The 18833-nt window shown below is 55.8% G+C and carries 15 protein-coding genes and 1 pseudogene; 14 read left to right on the top strand and 2 right to left on the bottom strand.

Features of this window, described 5'->3' with window-relative positions; genetic code table 11:
- Positions 1 to 111: 111 nt before the first annotated feature.
- Complete coding sequence (gene mfd / locus VLV32_03245) at positions 112 to 3528, bottom strand: transcription-repair coupling factor (GenBank protein HUL40909.1); 3417 nt, start codon at positions 3526 to 3528, stop codon at positions 112 to 114.
- Between the two features lie 58 nt (positions 3529 to 3586).
- Here mfd and VLV32_03240 point away from each other — a divergent pair, with 58 nt between their 5' ends.
- The 14 genes and pseudogenes from VLV32_03240 to VLV32_03175 all read left to right on the top strand — a co-directional run bounded on the left by VLV32_03240 (position 3587) and on the right by VLV32_03175 (position 17507).
- Complete coding sequence (locus VLV32_03240; GenBank protein ID HUL40908.1) at positions 3587 to 4225, top strand: phosphoribosyltransferase family protein; 639 nt, start codon at positions 3587 to 3589, stop codon at positions 4223 to 4225.
- Between the two features lie 65 nt (positions 4226 to 4290).
- Positions 4291 to 4986 (top strand): 2-C-methyl-D-erythritol 4-phosphate cytidylyltransferase, encoded by a 696-nt coding sequence (gene ispD, locus VLV32_03235; protein ID HUL40907.1) that lies wholly within the window; start codon positions 4291 to 4293, stop codon positions 4984 to 4986.
- Positions 4983 to 5456, top strand: coding sequence for a 2-C-methyl-D-erythritol 2,4-cyclodiphosphate synthase (gene ispF / locus VLV32_03230; protein HUL40906.1), 474 nt, complete (start codon positions 4983 to 4985; stop codon positions 5454 to 5456). The genes ispD and ispF overlap by 4 nt, the downstream gene beginning before the upstream one ends.
- Before the next feature lie 38 nt (positions 5457 to 5494).
- A complete protein-coding gene (gene thpR / locus VLV32_03225; protein HUL40905.1) occupies positions 5495 to 6091 on the top strand; it encodes an RNA 2',3'-cyclic phosphodiesterase in 597 nt (198 codons plus the stop codon).
- 28 nt (positions 6092 to 6119) lie between these two features.
- On the top strand, positions 6120 to 7580 hold the full coding sequence (locus VLV32_03220; protein ID HUL40904.1) for a DUF1800 domain-containing protein: 1461 nt from the start codon (positions 6120 to 6122) through the stop codon (positions 7578 to 7580).
- An 11-nt stretch (positions 7581 to 7591) separates the two neighbouring features.
- A complete protein-coding gene (locus VLV32_03215; GenBank protein HUL40903.1) occupies positions 7592 to 8755 on the top strand; it encodes a DUF1501 domain-containing protein in 1164 nt (387 codons plus the stop codon).
- A gap of 417 nt (positions 8756 to 9172) precedes the next feature.
- Positions 9173 to 10516, top strand: a complete 1344-nt coding sequence (locus VLV32_03210) for a carbohydrate porin (GenBank protein ID HUL40902.1) — start codon at positions 9173 to 9175, stop codon at positions 10514 to 10516.
- 54 nt (positions 10517 to 10570) lie between these two features.
- Positions 10571 to 13333: a magnesium-translocating P-type ATPase gene (gene mgtA / locus VLV32_03205; GenBank protein ID HUL40901.1), complete on the top strand. Its 2763-nt coding sequence runs from the start codon at positions 10571 to 10573 to the stop codon at positions 13331 to 13333.
- Between the two features lie 90 nt (positions 13334 to 13423).
- On the top strand, positions 13424 to 14095 hold the full coding sequence (gene tsaB, locus VLV32_03200; protein ID HUL40900.1) for a tRNA (adenosine(37)-N6)-threonylcarbamoyltransferase complex dimerization subunit type 1 TsaB: 672 nt from the start codon (positions 13424 to 13426) through the stop codon (positions 14093 to 14095).
- Positions 14092 to 14553 carry a ribosomal protein S18-alanine N-acetyltransferase gene (rimI, locus tag VLV32_03195; GenBank protein HUL40899.1) on the top strand — a complete coding sequence of 154 codons (462 nt, stop codon included), beginning with the start codon at positions 14092 to 14094 and terminating at the stop codon, positions 14551 to 14553. Before tsaB ends, rimI begins: the two co-directional genes overlap by 4 nt.
- 125 nt (positions 14554 to 14678) lie before the next feature.
- A pseudogene (locus tag VLV32_03190) lies at positions 14679 to 15272 on the top strand (uracil-DNA glycosylase).
- 13 nt (positions 15273 to 15285) lie between these two features.
- Positions 15286 to 15882: a LemA family protein gene (locus VLV32_03185; protein HUL40898.1), complete on the top strand. Its 597-nt coding sequence runs from the start codon at positions 15286 to 15288 to the stop codon at positions 15880 to 15882.
- A 274-nt stretch (positions 15883 to 16156) separates the two neighbouring features.
- The gene (locus VLV32_03180) at positions 16157 to 17014 is read left to right on the top strand and encodes a YgcG family protein (GenBank protein ID HUL40897.1); all 858 of its coding nucleotides are present in this window, start codon (positions 16157 to 16159) and stop codon (positions 17012 to 17014) included.
- Position 17015: 1 nt separating this feature from the next.
- Positions 17016 to 17507, top strand: a complete 492-nt coding sequence (locus tag VLV32_03175; GenBank protein ID HUL40896.1) for a TPM domain-containing protein — start codon at positions 17016 to 17018, stop codon at positions 17505 to 17507.
- 26 nt (positions 17508 to 17533) lie between these two features.
- On the opposite strand, the gene lplT is transcribed toward VLV32_03175, so the two are convergent.
- Positions 17534 to 18766, bottom strand: a complete 1233-nt coding sequence (lplT, locus tag VLV32_03170; GenBank protein ID HUL40895.1) for a lysophospholipid transporter LplT — start codon at positions 18764 to 18766, stop codon at positions 17534 to 17536.
- Positions 18767 to 18833: the final 67 nt, after the last annotated feature.

Below are 18833 nucleotides of genomic sequence, written 5' to 3'. Positions count from 1 at the left end.
TTGAGCGACATGTCGCCATGCTGGATTGCCGCTTGCGAACAAGAAAGGCGGCGACCGCAGCATATGATAACTCTGTTTTCCAAGTCGTGGCGCAAACCCCTCCTATGATTATCAGCTTAATTCATTGAATGCTTCCTTTATCGCTGCAACACGTGCCTTAATGTCAGGCAGCTTTGCTTCGATGCGCAGACGGTCCGGGCCGTTCAAGCGGAAATTTTGCTTTTGCTGAATGAGCCGGATGATTTTGGCAGCATTCACAGGTGGCTTGGGAATGAACTGCAACTGAATGACCGAGTCGGTAGCATCGATGCGCAAAACGCCGAGCGGTTTTCCAAGAATGCGCAAGCGATGGGTGTCGAGCAGGACCTTGGCTGGCTGCGGCGGCGGCCCAAAGCGGTCCACCAGTTCCTCGTGCATCAAATCCAATTCTTCCAACGTCTCGCAGTTGGCAAGGCGCTTGTAGAGCACCAGGCGCTCGTGGATATCGTTGCAGTAATGCTCCGGCAGCAGCGCCGGCGTGTGCAGATTGATTTCCGTCGTTACGCCCAAAGGCTGCGAAAGATCCGGCTCTATGCCGTTCTTCAGCGATTGCACGGCGGCGCCCAGCATCTGGTTGTATAGATTGAAACCCACTTCCTGCATTTCTCCGCTTTGCGCTTCGCCCAGGATTTCGCCGGCACCGCGGATCTCCAAATCATGCATGGCGAGATAAAAGCCCGAGCCCAATTCCTCCATCATTTGGATGGCTTCCAGTCTTTTTCGCGCCTGTGCGCTCACCGCTTCTTCATCGGGTGTGAGTAGGTACGCATAAGCCTGGTGGTGCGACCGGCCGACGCGCCCGCGCAGTTGGTGCAGCTGTGCCAGGCCGAATTTATCGGCGCGGTTAATAATCATGGTATTGGCGGTCGGGATATCAATTCCGGTTTCGATGATGGCGGTGCTAAGCAACAGGTTGAAACGCTGCTGGTAAAAATCGCGCATTACGCGCTCAAGCTCGCGCTCGCGCATCTGCCCGTGCGCGTAATGGATGCGCGCCTCCGGCAACAGCTTTGCCAACCTCTGGTACATGGTTTCAATGGTGCTGATTTCATTGTGCAGAAAATACACCTGCCCGCCGCGCTTCAGTTCGCGCAGCGCCGCCTCGCGGATGATGCCCTGGTTATATGGCGTGACGAAGGTCTTGATAGCCAGCCGGCGTTCGGGCGCAGTGGTAATTACGGAGAAATCACGCAGACCTTCGAGCGACATCGCCAGCGTGCGTGGAATCGGGGTGGCGGTGAGGGTCAATACGTCCACTTCAGCGCGCAGTGCCTTCAGCTTTTCTTTTTGCCGTACGCCAAAACGGTGTTCTTCATCAATGATGACCAGACCCAGGCGCTTGAACTTCACTCCCTTTTGAATCAGCTTATGCGTGCCGATGACAATATCTATGGTTCCGTCACTCAATCCTTGCAGCGTCTGCGCCTGTTCTTTGTTCGAGCGAAAGCGCGAAAGCTCGACTATTTTTATGGGCCATTCGGCAAAGCGATCTGTGAAATTCTGAAAATGCTGCTCGACAAGCAACGTGGTCGGAACCAGTACCGCTACCTGCTTGCCGTCCATCGCTGCAATGAATGCCGCGCGCAGCGCGACCTCGGTCTTACCGAAACCGACGTCGCCGCAAATTAACCGGTCCATCGGTTTGCCATGGGTCAGATCCTCGATTACGGACTGAATGGCTGCCGCCTGGTCTGGTGTCTCCTCAAATTCGAAGCGCTCGACAAAGGCGTCATAATCATGCGGTTTAAAACTGAATGCGTGGCCCTGCCGCGAAGCGCGCTGGGCGTATAAATTTAAAAGTTCGGCTGCGGTGTCCCGCACCTGACGCATCGCTTTTTTCTTTGCTTTGTCCCACTGGCTGCTGCCCAGCTTGTGCAAAGGCGCGGCTTCGGGGGCGGCCCCGCTGTACCGGCTGATGAGGTGAAGCTGCGAAACCGGCACATAAAGCTTGTCTTTTTCCGCATACTCCAATACCAGGAATTCAGTCGCGCCTTCCCCCTGATCCATGCTAACCAACCCCAAATAGCGACCGATGCCGTGGCTTTCGTGTACGACCGGATCGCCGCTGCGGATTTCGCTCAGATCGCGCAGAATTCCTTCCGCGCTGCTCCTGCGCGCGGCTTCCCGCCGAACGCGCCTGCGGACCTGCGACGCGTAAAGCTCGCTTTCTGTGACAATTGCAACTCTATCCTTTTCCAGAATGAAACCGTTTTGCAGCGCCGAAGCGCACAGCATGAAATGCGCGCTGCTTTGCCAGAATTCCTCGAAGCTTTCGCATACCACCGGCTTTAGCCCATGTTCAGACAGATACTCATTTACGACTTCACGCCGCCCGAGGTTCTCCACCAGCAACAGGACTCGGCCGGAATATTGCTCAAGAAATGAGGACAACCCGGACAGCGGATTTTGCGCCCGCCGGTCTACTGCAAGCGGCGGCAGCGCGGCGGTCGCACATCGAACTGCGCCAGGATTTTCTTCGGCTGCAATTTCGACGCGTGGAAACGACTTACAGCAGGCGAAGAAGCGGTCCACGCTCAAAAACAACTCCTGCGGTGGCAACAGTGGGCGGCTACGGTCGCCGCGCAGCAATTCATAACGTGACTGCGTATCGCGCCAGAAGTGCTGCAGGGAGCGCATGACATCCCGGTGCAGGCACAGTGCGGCGGCTTGCGGCAAATAATCGAAAAGCGTTGCTGTTTCATCAAAGAACAGCGGCAGATAATATTCGATGCCCGCAGGCGCCAGCCCTTGACTGACGTCTTTATATAGGCTGCTTCTCGAGGGGTCGCCTTCAAAGCGTTCGCGGAAGTTGCGGCGAAAGCGCTCCTGGCCGTCCTTGTCCAAGGGAAATTCACGGGCGGGCAGCAACCGAATCTCGTTGACGGGGTAGACACTGCGCTGGGTATCAACATCAAACGTCCGGATACTCTCGATTTCGTCATCGAGAAGATCAATGCGGTACGGAAGGGCACAGCCCATCGGAAAGAGGTCGATCAAGCCGCCGCGCACGCTGAATTCCCCGGGCGAGACAACCTGAGTAACATGGCTGTATCCCGCCAAGGCTAACTGGCTGCGTAAAGTTCGGCCGTGGAGTTTCTCCCCTTGCTTGATCAAAAAAGTATAGGCGGCAAGATACGACGGCGGCGGCAGACTGTACAAGGCAGTGGTTACCGGAGCGATCGCAATGTCGCAATCGTTGTGCGTGATGTGGTACAAAGTGGCCAGCCGCTCGGAAACCAGATCTTGGTGGGGCGAAAAGCTGTCGTACGGAAGCGTTTCCCAGTCGGGTAGCAGGTTGACTTTTAGTTGAGGCGCAAAATAAGGAATTTCTTCGGCCAGGCGTTGCGCATCCTGTGCCGTTTCTGTGATGATAACAAGCGGTGTTGCCTTTACAGCAAACTGAGACAACGCGAGAGCATCGCTGGAGCCGTGCAGACCGGCGTAGCGTTGAATTTGACCGGGAAGCGGAACAGCTTGGTCTAACAGCATAAAAGCGGCATATTATAAGGTAAAAAGGGCCCCCAACCAGGGCGCACAGGGAACAAGGATGTTTTTCCGCGACCGCCTCGATGCGGCAAACAAACTGATTGCAAGGCTTTCCGACTATCGCGGAAAGAATGCGCTAGTGCTGGCGATTCCGCGCGGCGCGGTGCCGATGGCGAAGCGCATCGCCGACGAACTTGGGGGTGAACTCGATGTAGTTCTGGTGCGCAAGATCGGCGCGCCGGGCAACCCTGAATTTGCAATCGGCGCAGTGGATGAAAGCGGCAGCATGTTTGTTACCGATGATGCGGCTGCAACCGGCGCCAGTGACAGCTACCTCGCTCAGGAAAAGCAGAAGCAGCTTGAAATCATGCGCCAGCGCCGAGCGCAATATACACCGTTACGCCCGCCGATTGACCCGGCGGGGCGCACCGTCATCGTGGTTGACGACGGGCTCGCCACGGGTTCCACCATGATTGCGGCGTTGCGCGCATTGCGCCAACGCAAGCCCGAGCAACTGATATGCGCGGTGCCTGTCGCGCCGCCCGATACCTTGGACAAAGTGGAGAACTATGCCGATCGCGTCGTGTGCTTGCACGCCACCACGGAGTTTTTTGCGGTGAGCCAGTTTTACGTTCATTTTCCGCAAGTGGACGATGACCAGGTCATGTCCATACTTCGCCCAACAAGCGCGCCCAAATAGAATACGCATTGCCGGCACGCCGATGAAAAAGTAATAATGCACGCTTTATAACAAGGCGTAAAATATTGAACCATTTCGCTCTGATCCCGGCTGCAGGCACCGGAGAGCGTTTGGGCGGGCAACTCCCCAAGCAATATCTGCCGCTCAACGGTAAACCCATGCTGTTTTATTCGGTGCGGCGCTTGTGCACCAACTCGAGAATCAATCGCGTCTATATAGTACTGGCACAGTCTGACGAATGGTTCTCGCAATACGATTGGAAAGATTTTGCGGGAAAGCTCGCGCCGTTGCACTGCGGGGGCGAAACTCGCGCGGCGAGCGTGCTGAACGGGCTGGACGCGGCAAATAGCGACATCGGTGCCGAAGACTGGGTGCTGGTGCATGATGCGGCACGGCCTTGCCTGAGCGCGCAACTTCTGGACAAACTGCTGGACGAGCTCGGTGATGATAAGGTAGGCGGCCTGCTGGCGCTGCCGGTCGCGGATACGCTAAAGCGCGCTGATGGCGCGCAGCGAGTGTTGGGCACGGAGGCCCGGGAACGACTCTGGCAGGCGCAGACTCCGCAAATGTTCCGCTATGGCACGCTCACCCGCGCACTGCGGGGGATGCAGAACGCGCTCGTGACCGACGAGGCGCGTGCCATTGAAGGCATGGGTCTGCAGCCGAAACTGGTGATAAGCGATGCGCGAAATTTGAAAGTGACGCACGCACAGGATTTACCGCTCGCCGATTTGATTTTGCAAAGCATGGAGAAAGCATGAGAATCGGTCAGGGATTTGACATCCATGCGCTGGTTGAGAACCGCAAACTCATCGTTGGCGGAGTCGAGATACCGTATAAAAAGGGCCTCTCGGGACACTCCGACGCCGATGTGCTGTTGCACGCGGTTTGCGATGCATTGATCGGCGCCGCGGCCTTGGGCGATATCGGCTCACACTTCCCCGATACCGACCCGCGGTATAAAGGCATAGACAGCCGTAAGCTTCTGCGCGAGGTGGGTAAGCTCTTAACCGAGAGCGGCTGGCGGATAATTAATATAGACGCCACTATCATCGCCGACGCGCCGAAGATGGCGCCGCACATACCGGCAATGGTGAAAAATATCTCGCAGGATCTTTCCGTCGACGTCAACGACGTCAATATTAAAGCCAAAACCAGCGAGGGCCTGGGCCATATCGGGCACGGCGACGGCATCATGGTCGAGGCGGTAGCCTGCATTGAGAGCTTCTAACAAAGTCGCGCGGTTTGATCTACCGTGTTAGAGGCCTTATGCCTCAAATCGGAAACCAGAGGCCCGAAGCCCTGGCGGCGGAAACCGCCAGGGTCTTTTTCGCGTTATGGCCGGAACAAGCAGTGCGCGCGCAATTCATGCAGTGGGCGAAACTGCTGCACGAGACATGTGACGGCAACATCAGCAAACCTGGCAATCTGCATATCACGCTGGCATTTCTCGGAAACGTCGAAGTTTCCCGCCTTGATGAATTAAAATTGCTTGCCTCCAGGATCGGGGGCAGCGCGTTCAGCCTTGAGTTCTCGGCGCCGGGTTACTGGCGACATAACCGCATCGCCTGGGCAGCGCCCGATCAGACTCCGCCGGTGTTAAGCGATCTTGTCCAAAACATCGAGAGTTCGTTGCGTGCCGCCGGATTCAAATTTGACGAGCGCCCTTACGCGCCGCATCTCACCTTATTGAGAAAAGCCCGCTGGGACCCGCCGCAATGCGCTCTTAAAAGCGTTAACTGGAAAATAAGCGAATTTACTCTGGTTCGTTCCAATCGAATGGCGAGCGGATCGCACTATGAAATCATCGGACGCTGGCCGCTTTTTTTGGAGCCAGCGTCAACGCAGGAACCGCAACCTCGTTAATTACCCAATAGAGTGAGCGAAAAAGTCGATGCGCCATTTTCTTCTTTCCGCGCTTTTTCTGCTGGCTCCGGGCGTTAATGCCGCCGGGATGGGGTTTGACGATGCGCGTTTGCTTCTCAACCGGACTGGTTTTGCTGCGAGCCAAAGCGAGGTCAATGAATTTGCCGGACTTAGTCGCGAACAAGGTGTGGAACGCATTCTGAGCGGCATCCGAAATACGACAGTGACAGCGCCACCGGCGTGGGTAAACGATCCGATTACCCCGCCCAGAGTTCTGCGCAACCTAAGTCAGGAGCAGCGCAAGGCGTGGCGGCAGGACGAAATCAGGAAGGGCATTGAGCTGCGCGCATGGTGGCTGCAGGAAATGATCGTCACACCTTCGCCGCTCACCGAAAAGATGACGCTGTTCTGGCATAACCATTTCGTCTCCAGCCAGCAGAAGGTGAAATACAGCAAGCTCATGTACCGCCAGAACGTGCTTTTGAGAAAATATGCGTTGGGCAATTTCGGCACATTGCTGCACGCGGTGTCCAGGGATCCTGCGATGATTATTTATCTGGATTCCGCCACCAACCGCAGAGGCCACCCAAATGAGAATTTTGCGCGCGAGGTTATGGAACTTTTCACTCTGGGCGAAGGGCATTACACCGAGCGCGACGTCAAGGAAGCGGCGCGGGCATTTACCGGCTGGAGCATCGACCCCGAGACCGGCGATTTTCGCTGGCGGCCCTTCTTCCACGATGATGGCGACAAAACCGTTTTGGGCAAAACCGGCGATTATGATGGCGATGACGTGCTGAATATTCTGCTGGAACGGCCCGAAACCGCTGAGTTCGTCGTGGCCAAGATGTGGCGCGAGTTTGTTTCACCCGCGCCGGACCCAAAGGAAGTCGCTCGCATTGCAAATCAATTCCGCGGCAGCGGCTATGAAATCAAGGTGGCGCTCCGCGGGATGCTGCTTTCCGAGGCTTTTTATTCGCAGAATAACCGGGCAGCACTGACCAAATCTCCGGTTGAGTTGGTGGTCGGCACATTGCGGCAATTCGATTTTAGCGTGCCAGACGCTCTGCCATTTGCTTTTACGGTGGCTCAGCTCGGGCAAAACTTGTTTTCGCCGCCCAACGTGAAAGGCTGGCCCGGAGGCGAAGCTTGGATCACGAGTGCGACCTTGCTTGCCCGCAAACAGTTCCTGGGCCGACTTTTTCGCGCGCAGGAAATGCCGCGCGGCGTGCGCACCGGAATGAAGGGGATGGGAAAGCCGAAAGCGGGGGGAATACTGGGCACGGAAGGCCGCGAGCGGTTTGTGCGGGCGATGGAGGGAATCCAGTTCGACGCGAATAGATGGCTGTCACAGTTTAATATCGATCCGCGCACACAAGCGGTTCGGCTGGCACTGGCCTCCGCGCCAGTGGACCGGATTGAGGAAAACGCGCATGGACTTGAACTCATCCGCGAGATCACGCGCGACCCTGTATATCAGCTTGAATGATGGAGGTCAAAATGCACCGGCGGATTTTTCTGAAAACCGTGGGATTGAGTGGGTACGCCCTGTTTGCCCCGAGAGTACTTTATGCCGCGTCTCGCACAGGCGATTATCGCAATCTGCTGGTGCTGATTGAGCTCAAAGGTGGAAATGACGGCTACAACACCGTGATCCCGTATGCCGACACAGAGTATTACCGTCTACGTCCTCAAATCGCTATTCCCCGCGATCAGGTGCTGCAACTCGATGAACGCACCGGTTTGCACTTTTCGCTAAAACCGCTGATGCCTTTGTGGCAAGCGCGGGAGCTTGCAATAGTCCAAGGCGTGGGTTATCCGCAGCCGAATCTTTCACATTTTCGCTCTATTGAAATCTGGGATACGGCTTCCAGCAGCGGGGAGTACCTGTCACAAGGCTGGCTTTCGCGGGTATTTGCCAGTGACCCAGTGCCCAAACAGTTTGCCGCCGATGGTCTGGTGGTGGGAAGCCAGGACCTCGGACCGTTGTCTGGCGGCGGAACGCGCGCCATTACTTTAGTCAATACCGAACAGTTCCGGCGCGAGGCGCGGCTGGCGGGCGATGCCGAGTTGAATGTGACCAATCCCGCGCTCGCGCACATTCTCAAGGTGGAAAATGACATCCAGCAAGCTGCAAGCCATCTAAAAGGCAATTACCAATTCAAGACCGAATTTCCGACGACGCAGTTCGGCAACAGTCTAAAGAATGCTTCGCAGGTAATAGCAGAAGGCGGCGGCGTGGCGGCAATCAAGGTTTCGCTCAACGGCTTTGACACTCATAGCAATCAGCCCGGCACGCAGCAGCGCTTGCTGGGCGAGCTGGCCGAAGGGCTTGTTGCTTTTAAGTCGGCGCTTATTGAGATTAACCACTGGAATTCGACATTGATCATAACCTACGCCGAATTCGGGCGCCGCCCACAGGAAAACCTGAGCCATGGCACCGACCACGGCACCGCAAACGTGCATTTCATGATCGGGGGAAAAGTCAGGGGCGGACTATTTGGACCTGCGCCGCAGCTCAAACAACTTGATGGCAACGGCAATCCTGCGTTTGGGGTGGATTTCCGCAGTCTCTATGCCACCGCGGTTGAGAACTGGTGGGGCCTGGAATCGCGAACCATCCTGGGCGGAAAGTTTGCCCGTCTGGATGTGCTGCGCGCGTGACGTTCGCGCAGCGCGAGCGGCGCTGTAGCAGTAGCGCAATGTTTAGTCTGCGTCGAATGGGCAGCAAAAAAAATCGTAATATTCTTAGAAAAAGGATTGACATCCGAAACGAATCCGAAAATAATCAGCGGCATCTGATTGCATGGAGATTAATTCATGGGCAGTCGCCCAAGTTCAACCGAGAAGAGTCGGCGCGGCTGACCCGCAGGAACTAATCAGCTCCATTTTCCCTGCCACTGTCTCGCCCACTTGACGAGGCAGTGCGCTTCTAGTGAAGTTCATGCCGTGTTGCGCACGGCATTTAAATTAAGCGCGCTTTTAATCGAACTTGTAGTTGCCTGATTGGCGACCACAGGGCCGACGCTGAACGATACTTCTGTCGCGTTTGCCCGCATACGACCGTGGAAAGGACAAAAAATGAGAAAAATCACAGAGCAATACCTTTACACCGCGCTTCTCGCAATAATCATCCTCATCTTGGTTGTAATCACCAATGCGCACGCGGAAGGCCCGGAGTTGCCGCAGCTTCTTGGAGCGCAATATACACTTATCGCGCAGCATCTTTTTCCGTTTCATGCTGCTTATTCCGGACCCAAGAGTTTGGTCACTGACAGTGACACGCAAAAGACACAGACTTTCGGTATATATTCCGGCATGAAGGTCTGGAATCATTTGCAAGCCTATCTTGATGTTGAGGTCTTTAGAGGTGCTGCGATTAGTAATGACACCGGTCTCGGGGGACTGACTAATGGTGACGCCATTCGACAAGGATCATCTAATCTGGGCAACGGGCCTTACATCGCCAGGGCTTTTTTGCGCTACTTCTGGCCTATGGGGGAGGAAATGATTGAAATCCCCCGCGCTATAGACCAGTTGCCAGGCAAGGAACCGGTGGAAAGGATTGAGATTAAACTTGGCAGGTTTGCGGCCAATGATGACTTCGACCGCAATCGCTACGCCAATTCATTCCGCACTCAATTTGAGGACTATAGTCTGTGGAACAACACAGCCTGGGACTACCCGGCGGATACACGCGGCTACACCAACGGCGTCATGCTGGGCTACATCTCACCGCTATGGGCACTCAGGTTCGGCATTTTCCAGATGCCTACAGTCGCAAACGGTCCGGACCTGGCCTTTCCGTTAACCCAGTCTCGTAGCGAAAATCTGGAACTTACTCTGCAACCCAATCAGTACGCAACCATAGTGCGAATCCTTGCCTACCGCAACATTGCCAACATGGGGATATACAACGACGCGATTGCGATTGGCCTTGCGCGGGACACCGTCCCCAACGTTTCCGCGAACGACCAGCCCCGTCGAAAAAAATATGGATTCGGTCTTAACGTGGAACAGCCGCTTGCCGACGGTGGGGAAACGGGACTATTCGCCCGATTGGGTTGGAACGACGGGGCGACTGAAACGTTTGCCTTCACCGAGGTGGATCGCACCGTGACATTTGGGGCGCAGGTGGCAGGCAATCACTGGTGGCGTAATGATGATCGATTCGGTATCGGGTTTGTGGTAAACGGGTTGTCCCCCGAACATCGGAACTACCTTGCCGCCGGGGGCAGCGGCTTTGATCTTGGTGATGGCGCGCTCAACTACGGTTACGAGAAAATTATCGAGACCTATTACCGCGTCCAACTGGGGAAGTATGCACAGTTGAGTCCTGATGTCCAATATACCGAGAATCCCGGCTACAACCGCGATCGTGGGCCAGCCACGGTGGTGGGAGTTCGCCTGCATCTCGAATATTAAATCTCCGTGAGTCTCTGAAAAATGGTGTAATTACAATCGCGGAAAGGAATCACGATGAGATCCGAACTAACAAAAGTTAACTGGCTCAGGCGATTGTTTCTTGCATACCTGGAGGAGGCGCGTGTAGCGATCTCCAGACCATTTGAAAACAAAAACGGCTTGCCCGGAGCAACTGCCACAGTTGCCGAAAGAAGCCCGCTAATCGAAGCCGCGCGCGGCGACATCGTAGCAATCCTGACCCGTTTGAATTCATCGCTCAACGGCCTCAATGAGGATGAAGCGCAAGCGCGGCTCAAGGAGCATGGCTTAAATGAAGTGGTGCATGAACGGCCGGTTACTTGGTATCGGCAGCTCTGGCATGCGTACAACAATCCGTTCAATTTGTTGCTTACCGGTCTTGCCGTGATTTCTTTTGTAACGGAAGACATGAAAGCAACCACCATTCTCTCGGTAATGGTGATACTGAGCTCTCTGCTTCGTTTTGTACAGGAATTCCGCTCAAACAAGGCAGCTGAGAAGCTAAAGGCCATGGTAAGCACGACGGCCACGGTGCGACGCGCTTATGCAGTGGGGATGAACGCCAATGCCCCAGTCGAAGCGGCGCACGTCTCCGCCTATTCGCGCAGTTTCGAAACGCAGGAAATATCGCTCAAATTTCTGGTACCCGGAGACGTGGTACAGCTATCCGCGGGTGACATGATACCGGCGGACCTTCGACTGCTGTCGGCGAAGGATTTGTTTATCAGCCAGGCGGCGCTCACCGGCGAATCGTTCGCGGTCGAAAAGAATGCCGATACCGTTTTAGGCGAAACAGGAAACCCGCTGGAGTTGCCCAATATCTGCTTCATGGGTTCTAACGTGGTGAGCGGCGCGGCGATTGGCGCTGTCGTCACCACCGGCAGCCGGACGTATTTTGGCGGCCTGTCACAGCGGATCGTCGGTCATCGAGAGCCAACCGCGTTTGACAAGGGTATACACCGGGTAAGCTGGTTGCTGATTCGCTTCATGCTGGTGATGGCGGCATTTGTATTTGTGATCAACGGCGTCACCAAGGGAAACTGGACGGAGGCATCGCTTTTTGCCATCGCAATCGCGGTCGGACTCACGCCGGAAATGCTGCCGATGATTGTCACCGCCACACTTGCCAAAGGCGCAGTCATGATGTCTCGCCAGAAAGTAATCGTCAAGCGCCTCAATTCGATCCAAAACTTTGGTGCGATGGACATCCTGTGTGCCGACAAAACGGGAACGCTAACGCAGGACCGGATCATTCTGGAGAAGTACGTAGACGTAACTGGGGCTGAAAGCGACGAAGTGCTGCGGCACGCCTTCCTGAATAGTTACTATCAAACCGGGCTCAAAAACCTGTTGGATAAAGCGGTCCTCAGGCATGCCGAAATTGCTGACGTGCTGAAAGTTGCCAGCAATTACCGCCTGGTTGATGAGGTCCCGTTCGATTTCGTTCGTCGACGCATGTCGGTGGTGGTCAATGAGCGCGACGACCACAACGAGCTGATCTGCAAAGGCGCGGTCGAGGAGATTGTGAAAGCAAGCAGTCAAGCCAAGGTCGACGGACACGCGGTTGCACTGAACGATGATTTAATTTCAAGCGTCATGAACCTGGTCAGGGAGTTTCACGAAGATGGTTTGCGGGTGATCGCAGTTGCCTATAGAGAAACGTCGCCTGATCAAAAGAGCTACGGCGTCAAAGACGAATCGGATCTGACCCTCCTTGGCTTTATCGCCTTTCTCGACCCTCCCAAGGAAACTGCAGGGCCGGCGATTACCGCGCTGAACCAGAATGGGGTCCAGGTCAAAATTCTAACCGGAGACAATGACGTCGTAACACGCAAAATATGCCGCGATGTTGGTATCGACGCCAGCCGCGTCGTGCTTGGAAGCGAGATCGACGCCTGCAACGACGGAGACCTTGCGGGGTTGGCCGAGGACGTGGCGGTATTTGCCAAGTTGTCGCCTGCTCAAAAGGAGAGAATTGTCAGGGTACTGCAGCTGGAAGGCCACGTGGTCGGTTTCCTCGGAGATGGTTTTAATGATTCGCCGTCTCTCCGAACTGCGGATATCGGCATTTCGGTCGATACCGCAGTGGATATCGCGAAGGAATCCGCCGACATCATTTTGCTCGAAAAGAACCTGATGGTGCTTGAGGAGGGTGTGCTGGAGGGGCGCCGGACTTTCGGTAATATTGTGAAGTACATCAGAATGGCGGCCAGCTCAAATTTCGGAAATATGTTCAGTGTGCTGGGAGCGAGCATGCTCTTGCCGTTTCTACCCATGCAGCCGATACAATTGTTGATACAGAATCTGCTGTATGACATATCACAAACCGCTATACCTTTTGACGGCGTGGACAAGGAATATTCGGAACGGCCGCGCAAATGGGAAATCGGCGCCCTCGGGCGGTTTATGGTTTGCATCGGCCCGATTAGCTCGATTTTTGACTATTTGACTTTTGCACTGTTGTGGTTTGTGTTTTCTGCGAATACGGTGGCTACCCAGTCCCTTTTTCAGTCCGGCTGGTTCGTCGAAGGACTGATATCGCAGACGCTGATCGTGCATGTTATTCGCACCAGCAAAATTCCATTTATACAAAGCCGGGCGGCGCTGCCGCTTTTGATCACGACTATAAGCGTAATGGCGATCGGGATCTCGATGCCGTTTTATCCCATTGCACATGCTGTGGGCTTAAGGCCGTTGCCCGTCCTTTATTTTGTTTGGCTCCTGGGAGTACTTTTTGGTTACACAGTACTCACCCAGTATGTCAAAGTTTGGTATACACGCAAATTCGGCTTCAACTAACATGATATGGCGAATTGGCGTTAGCGTTGGCGCGCGCCGTGCGTCCAGTACCCTTACTTGTATATTTATTAGATTGTGTGACGGTGCACAATGAATATTCTCGCGATAGATACCTCCGGCGAATACTGCACCCTCGCCCTGTGGATAGATGGCGAAGTGCTGTCGCGCGAGAAGCATGCCGGGCAAAATCATTCCCAGGTGTTGCTGCCGCTGCTCAACGATCTCTTAGCTGAAAGCGGCATGTCGCTCAAAAGGCTGGACGGGATTGCTTTCGGCGCGGGGCCTGGATCGTTCACCGGGCTGCGCATCGCGTGCGGAGTAGCGCAGGGACTGGCATTTGCCATGGATTTGCCGGTGGCGGGCATCTGCACTCTGGAGGCACTGGCGGAAGCCATGCCGGGCAGGCAGGTGATTGCCTCCCTGGACGCGCGCATGGGCGAGATTTATCATGCCGCATATAAAAAACACGACGACCGCTGGCAGGAAGTAAGCCCGCCCGCCTTGTGGGCTCCGCTGCACGCCCCTTCGGTCGCGGGAAGCGGCTGGATTGGCTGCGGTAGCGGTTTCGCGGTGTATGCGGAACAATTGGAACTACGCTATCAGGGTCAGCTGAGCGCGGTGATTGCGGATGCCGTTCCCCGCGCCAGGGAAATGGCGCGGCTTGCGGTCGGGGTGCTGCAAAGGGGCGAAGGATGCGCGGCCGAGGCGGCAGCCCCGCTTTATCTGCGTGACAAAGTGGCGTTGAAAACATTCGAACGATGAGCGCGCAACTGGAACAGGCGCCGCTATTGCGGCCGATGCAGGCGACCGATATTGATGCAGTGATGCGCATCGAGCGCGGCATTTATGCGCACCCCTGGACGCGCGGCAATTTCCGGGATTCGTTGAATGCCGGCTACAGCTGCTGGATCTTCCGATATGCGCAGAGCATCGTCGGCTACGCGGTCATGATGATTGCGGGCGATGAGGCACATTTGCTTAATCTCAGCATTGCCGCGGAGTGGCAGCGCCAGGGGTGGGGCAGAAAACTGCTGCAGCTTATGCTGGAACTCGCCCGCCAGCACCACGCGCGGGTGCTGCTTCTTGAAGTGCGCCCTTCAAATGCGGTGGCGCTTGCGCTGTATAGAGCCTTCGGTTTTAGGCGCATCGCGCTGCGCCGCGGTTATTATCCTGCAGGTCCGATGCGCGAGGACGCGATAGTATTGGAACTATCGCTGTGAGCGAAAGGCGCGAGGAAATCCTTAAGGAGCTGGGGCTGTGGCCGCAATGGCGGCTCAAAAGCAGCCATCAAAGCGTCGACACTCGGCCCGCGGCCGCCGACGACCGCCGCAATCGGATCCTGCGCATGAACTGGCCGGAACTCAAGACCAGCGTCGCCGGATGCAAGGCCTGTCCATTGCACGAAAAGCGCACACAGGCGGTTTTGGGCGTCGGCGACGAAAATGGGGACTGGCTGTTCATCGGCGAAGGGCCGGGCGCGGAGGAAGACGCGAAAGGAGAACCTTTTGTGGGACAGGCGGGCAAACTGCTGGACAGCATGCTGGCATCGATCGGTTTAAAACGCGGCGCGAACGTATATATTGCAAACGTGGTGAAATGCCGTCCGCCCGGAAACCGCAATCCCGAACCGCAGGAAGTGCAACAATGCGAACCGTATCTGGAGCGGCAGATTGCGTTGCTGCAACCCAAGCTGATCGTCGCTCTGGGCAAAGTTGCGGCACAGAGCCTGCTTAAAGCGGATACCACCATCTCCAGCCTGCGCGGTCGCTTGCATGAGTGCCGGGGAATTCCGCTGATCGTGACCTACCATCCGGCTTATCTGCTGCGCAATCTCCCGGACAAGGCCAAGGCCTGGGCGGATTTATGCCTCGCCCGGAAAACCATGCGGGAGTTGCAACAGCCCGCTTCGCCCCCACATGAAGACATCGATCATTCCTGAAGAGGAGAACTGCATGCGCAGAACACTTGTGTACCTGATGCTGTCGTTGGTCGCGCTTGGCTTAGCCGGGTGCGGTTACAACACCTTGCAATCCACCGACGAACAGGTCAAAGCGAGTTGGGCGGAAGTACTCAACCAGTACCAGCGCCGCGCCGATTTGGTGCCAAACCTGGTGAATACGGTAAAGGGCTACGCACAACAGGAAAAAGACGTGCTGCTCGGCGTAACCAATGCCCGCTCCAGGGTCGGGGCGATACAGGCCACGCCCGAATTGCTTAACGATCCACAAGCATTCGCAAAGTTTCAGCAGGCGCAGGGCGAGCTGACGTCCGCGTTGTCGCGACTTCTGGTGGTTGCAGAAAATTATCCGCAGCTGAAATCCGACGCCAATTTCCGCGATTTGCAGGCGCAGCTTGAGGGTACTGAAAACCGCATCACAGTGGCGCGCAACCGTTACATCAAGGCGGTGCAGGACTACAACGTTACGGTGCGTTCATTCCCCAGCAACCTTACGGCGAAACTGTTCGGTTTTCAGTTGAAGCCCAATTTCACCGTGGAAAACGAAAGCGCAATCGCCAAGCCACCCAAGGTTGATTTCAGGAACCCCTGATTATGTCCATCACGTACGCGACGGAGAGCAATCCAGATGCAGGGCGAGGAGTAAGGAGCGCCGTTTGGTGGAGGCCAAACAAGCGACGAACGACAAAGCCATGCGACCGGATTGCCCCGTCCCTTCGGGTTGCGGCGAATGGACAGCCATCTGCGGCGTTGCTCGGGCTTGCGTTACTACACAGTAGCGCTGCGCTTTCGCGACTAGCATTGGGCCATTCCTTTTCCGCAACGCGTCGCGCGAGGGGCTTAATCAGGGGTTCCTTGGCAAGTAAATGATGAGGGTTGCGGCGCACGCCTTATTGCTGCTGGCGCTTGGACTGGGCAGTGCGCTGGCGGATGTTGCGGTCCCTCCACTTAGTGCGCGGGTCACCGATTTAACGGATACATTAAACGGCGACCAGCGGGCGCGCCTGGAACAGGAATTGCAAAATTTCGAGGCGAGGAAAGGCAGCCAGCTCGCGGTGCTCATCGTGCCTACGACGCAACCGGAAACCATCGAGCAATACGGCATCCGGGTTGCCGATTCCTGGAAACTCGGCCGCAAGGGGATTGATGACGGGGCGTTGCTGTTGATTGCCAAGGGGGACCGCAGGTTGCGCATCGAGGTAGGTTATGGCTTGGAGGGCCCGCTTAACGACGCGACTGCGAAGCGCATTGTGAGCGATGTCATTACGCCGTATTTCAGGAAAGGCGATTTTTACGGCGGCATCGAGGCGGGCTTGCAGAGCATGATGAAGGTGATAGAAGGCGAGCCTTTGCCTGCGCCCAGCCATTCCATTTCGTCTTCGTTTAAATCCAGAAACTTGGGACCGGCGCTGTTTATCGGTTTGATACTGGTAATGATCGTTGGGGGAATATTGCGCGCCCTGTTGGGCCGCTTTGCCGCGGCGAGCCTGGTCGGAGGACTTATAAGTTTGCTCGCGTGGCTGTTCATCGTCCCCTTGACCATGGCGCTAGTCATCGGTGCAATTGGTTTTTTGTTTACGCTTTTCGGTGGCAGCCGCGGCTGGTACGGAGGCTGGCCCGGCGCATACAGCAGCGGCGGCTTCGGAAGCGGAGGCTTTAGCGGGGGCGGTTTTAGCGGAGGCGGGGGCGGTTTTGGCGGCGGCGGCGCCTCAGGGAGCTGGTGACTTGAATCTAAAGCGTTTGCTCAAACATCTGGTCACCGGCCACCTCGCTGTGACGCGCGTTTTGCCGCCGCGTGCCATGCGTGCGATCGAGCATGCGGTTCGCGAGAGCGAAGCCACACACGGCGGGCAAATCCGCTTTGCGGTCGAGCCGGCATTGGATATTGCAGCTTTGCTGCGCGGCCAGAGCGCGCGGGAGCGCTCCATTGAAATATTCTCGCGGCTAAAAGTGTGGGACACCGAACACAACAACGGCGTGCTGATTTATCTGCTGCTTGCCGACCGCGACGTGGAGATTGTCGCCGATCGCGGAATTCACGCGCGACTCGGAAATGCGGGATGGGAACCGATATGCCGTGACATGGAACAGGCGTTTCGGGAAGGACGCTTTGAAAACGGGATTATTGCCGGAATCAAAAACGTCGGCAGTCACCTGCAGCGGCACTATCCTGCAAAACAGCCCAACGAGCTACCTGACAAACCGGCGATACTTTAGAACCGTGTTGTACGGTTGCGAAAACATCAGGTTTCAACTCTGTCCTGCCGGTGTCTGCGGTAAAGATAGGTCATTATCCCCGAGCTGAACAAGCCGAAAACGATCATCACGGTAAATATGGAGGAGCCCAATTTATCAAGCACCGCGTAAATGCCCAGCATGCCGAGGATGCTCAGGTTTTCATTGAAGTTCTGCACCGCTATGGAGTGCCCGGCGCCCATTAATAAGTGCCCGCGGTGTTGCAGCAGCGCGTTCATCGGCACCACGAAAAACCCAGCCATTGTTCCTATAAGGAGCAGTAGCACCAATATGAGATACAGATTGGTCGTGTATGTCGTGACCATGAGGCCGATTCCCATCGCGATGCCAACCGGCAGCACGCGCACCGAATTTTCAAGCCTGACGTACTTCGCGGCTACGACCGCGCCGATGGCGATCCCGATCGCCACCACGGCGGTAAGCCGTGTTGCTTTTTCCAGGTCGAAGTTCAGCGCTACGGCCGCCCAGGCGAGTACGATGAGGCGCAGCGCGACGCCCACGCCCCAAAACAGCGTAGTGACCGCCAGCGACACTTGGCCGAGCGGATCACGCCACAAAAGCCTGAAGCAGTTCCAGAAATCTTGCAGGATGTAAAACGGATTTTTTTTTGGCAGCTTGTGGTCAATGGCTACTTTTGGAATGTAGAGATTGAATGCCGCAGCCACAAGATACAGGCCGAGAACGACCGAAATGGCGAATTGGGGCGGCGTGTCAATTCCGGTTTCAATGCCCGGTATGTCAAACAACTGCAAATAGTGGTTTGCGATTTTCGGGCTTACCAGGAAGCTGCCCAATATAGCCCCCAAAATAATCGCGGCTACGGTCAGGCCCTCCATCCAGCCGTTTGCAAGTACCAATTTTTGCGGCGGCAGGTATTCCGTGAGAATGCCGTATTTTGCCGGAGAATACATGGCGGCGCCGACACCGACGATGCCGTACGCATAAAAAGGGTGCATACCGATCAGCATTGCCAAACAGCCCACCGCTTTAACGGCATTGCTGATAAACATCACCATGCCTTTGGGCAGGGAGTCGGCGAACGGTCCAACAAAGGGGGCAAGGGCAATGTAGGAAAATACGAAGAACTGATTCAATACCGGCTGTTGCCAGTTCGGCGCGTCCATTTGCATGAGCAGAGCGATTGCCGCAAACAGCAGCGCATTGTCGGCAAGAGCGGAAAAAAATTGTGCGGCAAGTATGATGTAAAAGCCGGGTTTCATGCTTTGGAATGGGTTATTCGAATTTGATTTTTACATGAACTGAAAGACGTTGATAAGTTTAATTTTC

The sequence above is a fragment of the Burkholderiales bacterium genome, from assembly GCA_035518095.1.
GTDB lineage: Bacteria > Pseudomonadota > Gammaproteobacteria > Burkholderiales > JAHFRG01 > JAHFRG01.
The sequence above is the reverse complement of the archived record's forward strand: the minus strand, read 5'-3'. Positions and strand labels throughout refer to the sequence as shown.

What these genes read in the sequence shown, in the direction of transcription:
- mfd (HUL40909.1), bottom strand. Translation starts at nt 3,528, where the DNA reads ATGCTGTTAGACCAAGCTGTTCCGCTTCCCGGTCAAATTCAACGCTAC.
- VLV32_03240 (HUL40908.1), top strand. Translation starts at nt 3,587, where the DNA reads ATGTTTTTCCGCGACCGCCTCGATGCGGCAAACAAACTGATTGCAAGG.
- ispF (HUL40906.1), top strand. Translation starts at nt 4,983, where the DNA reads ATGAGAATCGGTCAGGGATTTGACATCCATGCGCTGGTTGAGAACCGC.
- thpR (HUL40905.1), top strand. Translation starts at nt 5,495, where the DNA reads ATGCCTCAAATCGGAAACCAGAGGCCCGAAGCCCTGGCGGCGGAAACC.
- VLV32_03220 (HUL40904.1), top strand. Translation starts at nt 6,120, where the DNA reads ATGCGCCATTTTCTTCTTTCCGCGCTTTTTCTGCTGGCTCCGGGCGTT.
- VLV32_03215 (HUL40903.1), top strand. Translation starts at nt 7,592, where the DNA reads ATGCACCGGCGGATTTTTCTGAAAACCGTGGGATTGAGTGGGTACGCC.
- VLV32_03210 (HUL40902.1), top strand. Translation starts at nt 9,173, where the DNA reads ATGAGAAAAATCACAGAGCAATACCTTTACACCGCGCTTCTCGCAATA.
- mgtA (HUL40901.1), top strand. Translation starts at nt 10,571, where the DNA reads ATGAGATCCGAACTAACAAAAGTTAACTGGCTCAGGCGATTGTTTCTT.
- tsaB (HUL40900.1), top strand. Translation starts at nt 13,424, where the DNA reads ATGAATATTCTCGCGATAGATACCTCCGGCGAATACTGCACCCTCGCC.
- rimI (HUL40899.1), top strand. Translation starts at nt 14,092, where the DNA reads ATGAGCGCGCAACTGGAACAGGCGCCGCTATTGCGGCCGATGCAGGCG.
- VLV32_03185 (HUL40898.1), top strand. Translation starts at nt 15,286, where the DNA reads ATGCGCAGAACACTTGTGTACCTGATGCTGTCGTTGGTCGCGCTTGGC.
- VLV32_03180 (HUL40897.1), top strand. Translation starts at nt 16,157, where the DNA reads ATGATGAGGGTTGCGGCGCACGCCTTATTGCTGCTGGCGCTTGGACTG.
- lplT (HUL40895.1), bottom strand. Translation starts at nt 18,766, where the DNA reads ATGAAACCCGGCTTTTACATCATACTTGCCGCACAATTTTTTTCCGCT.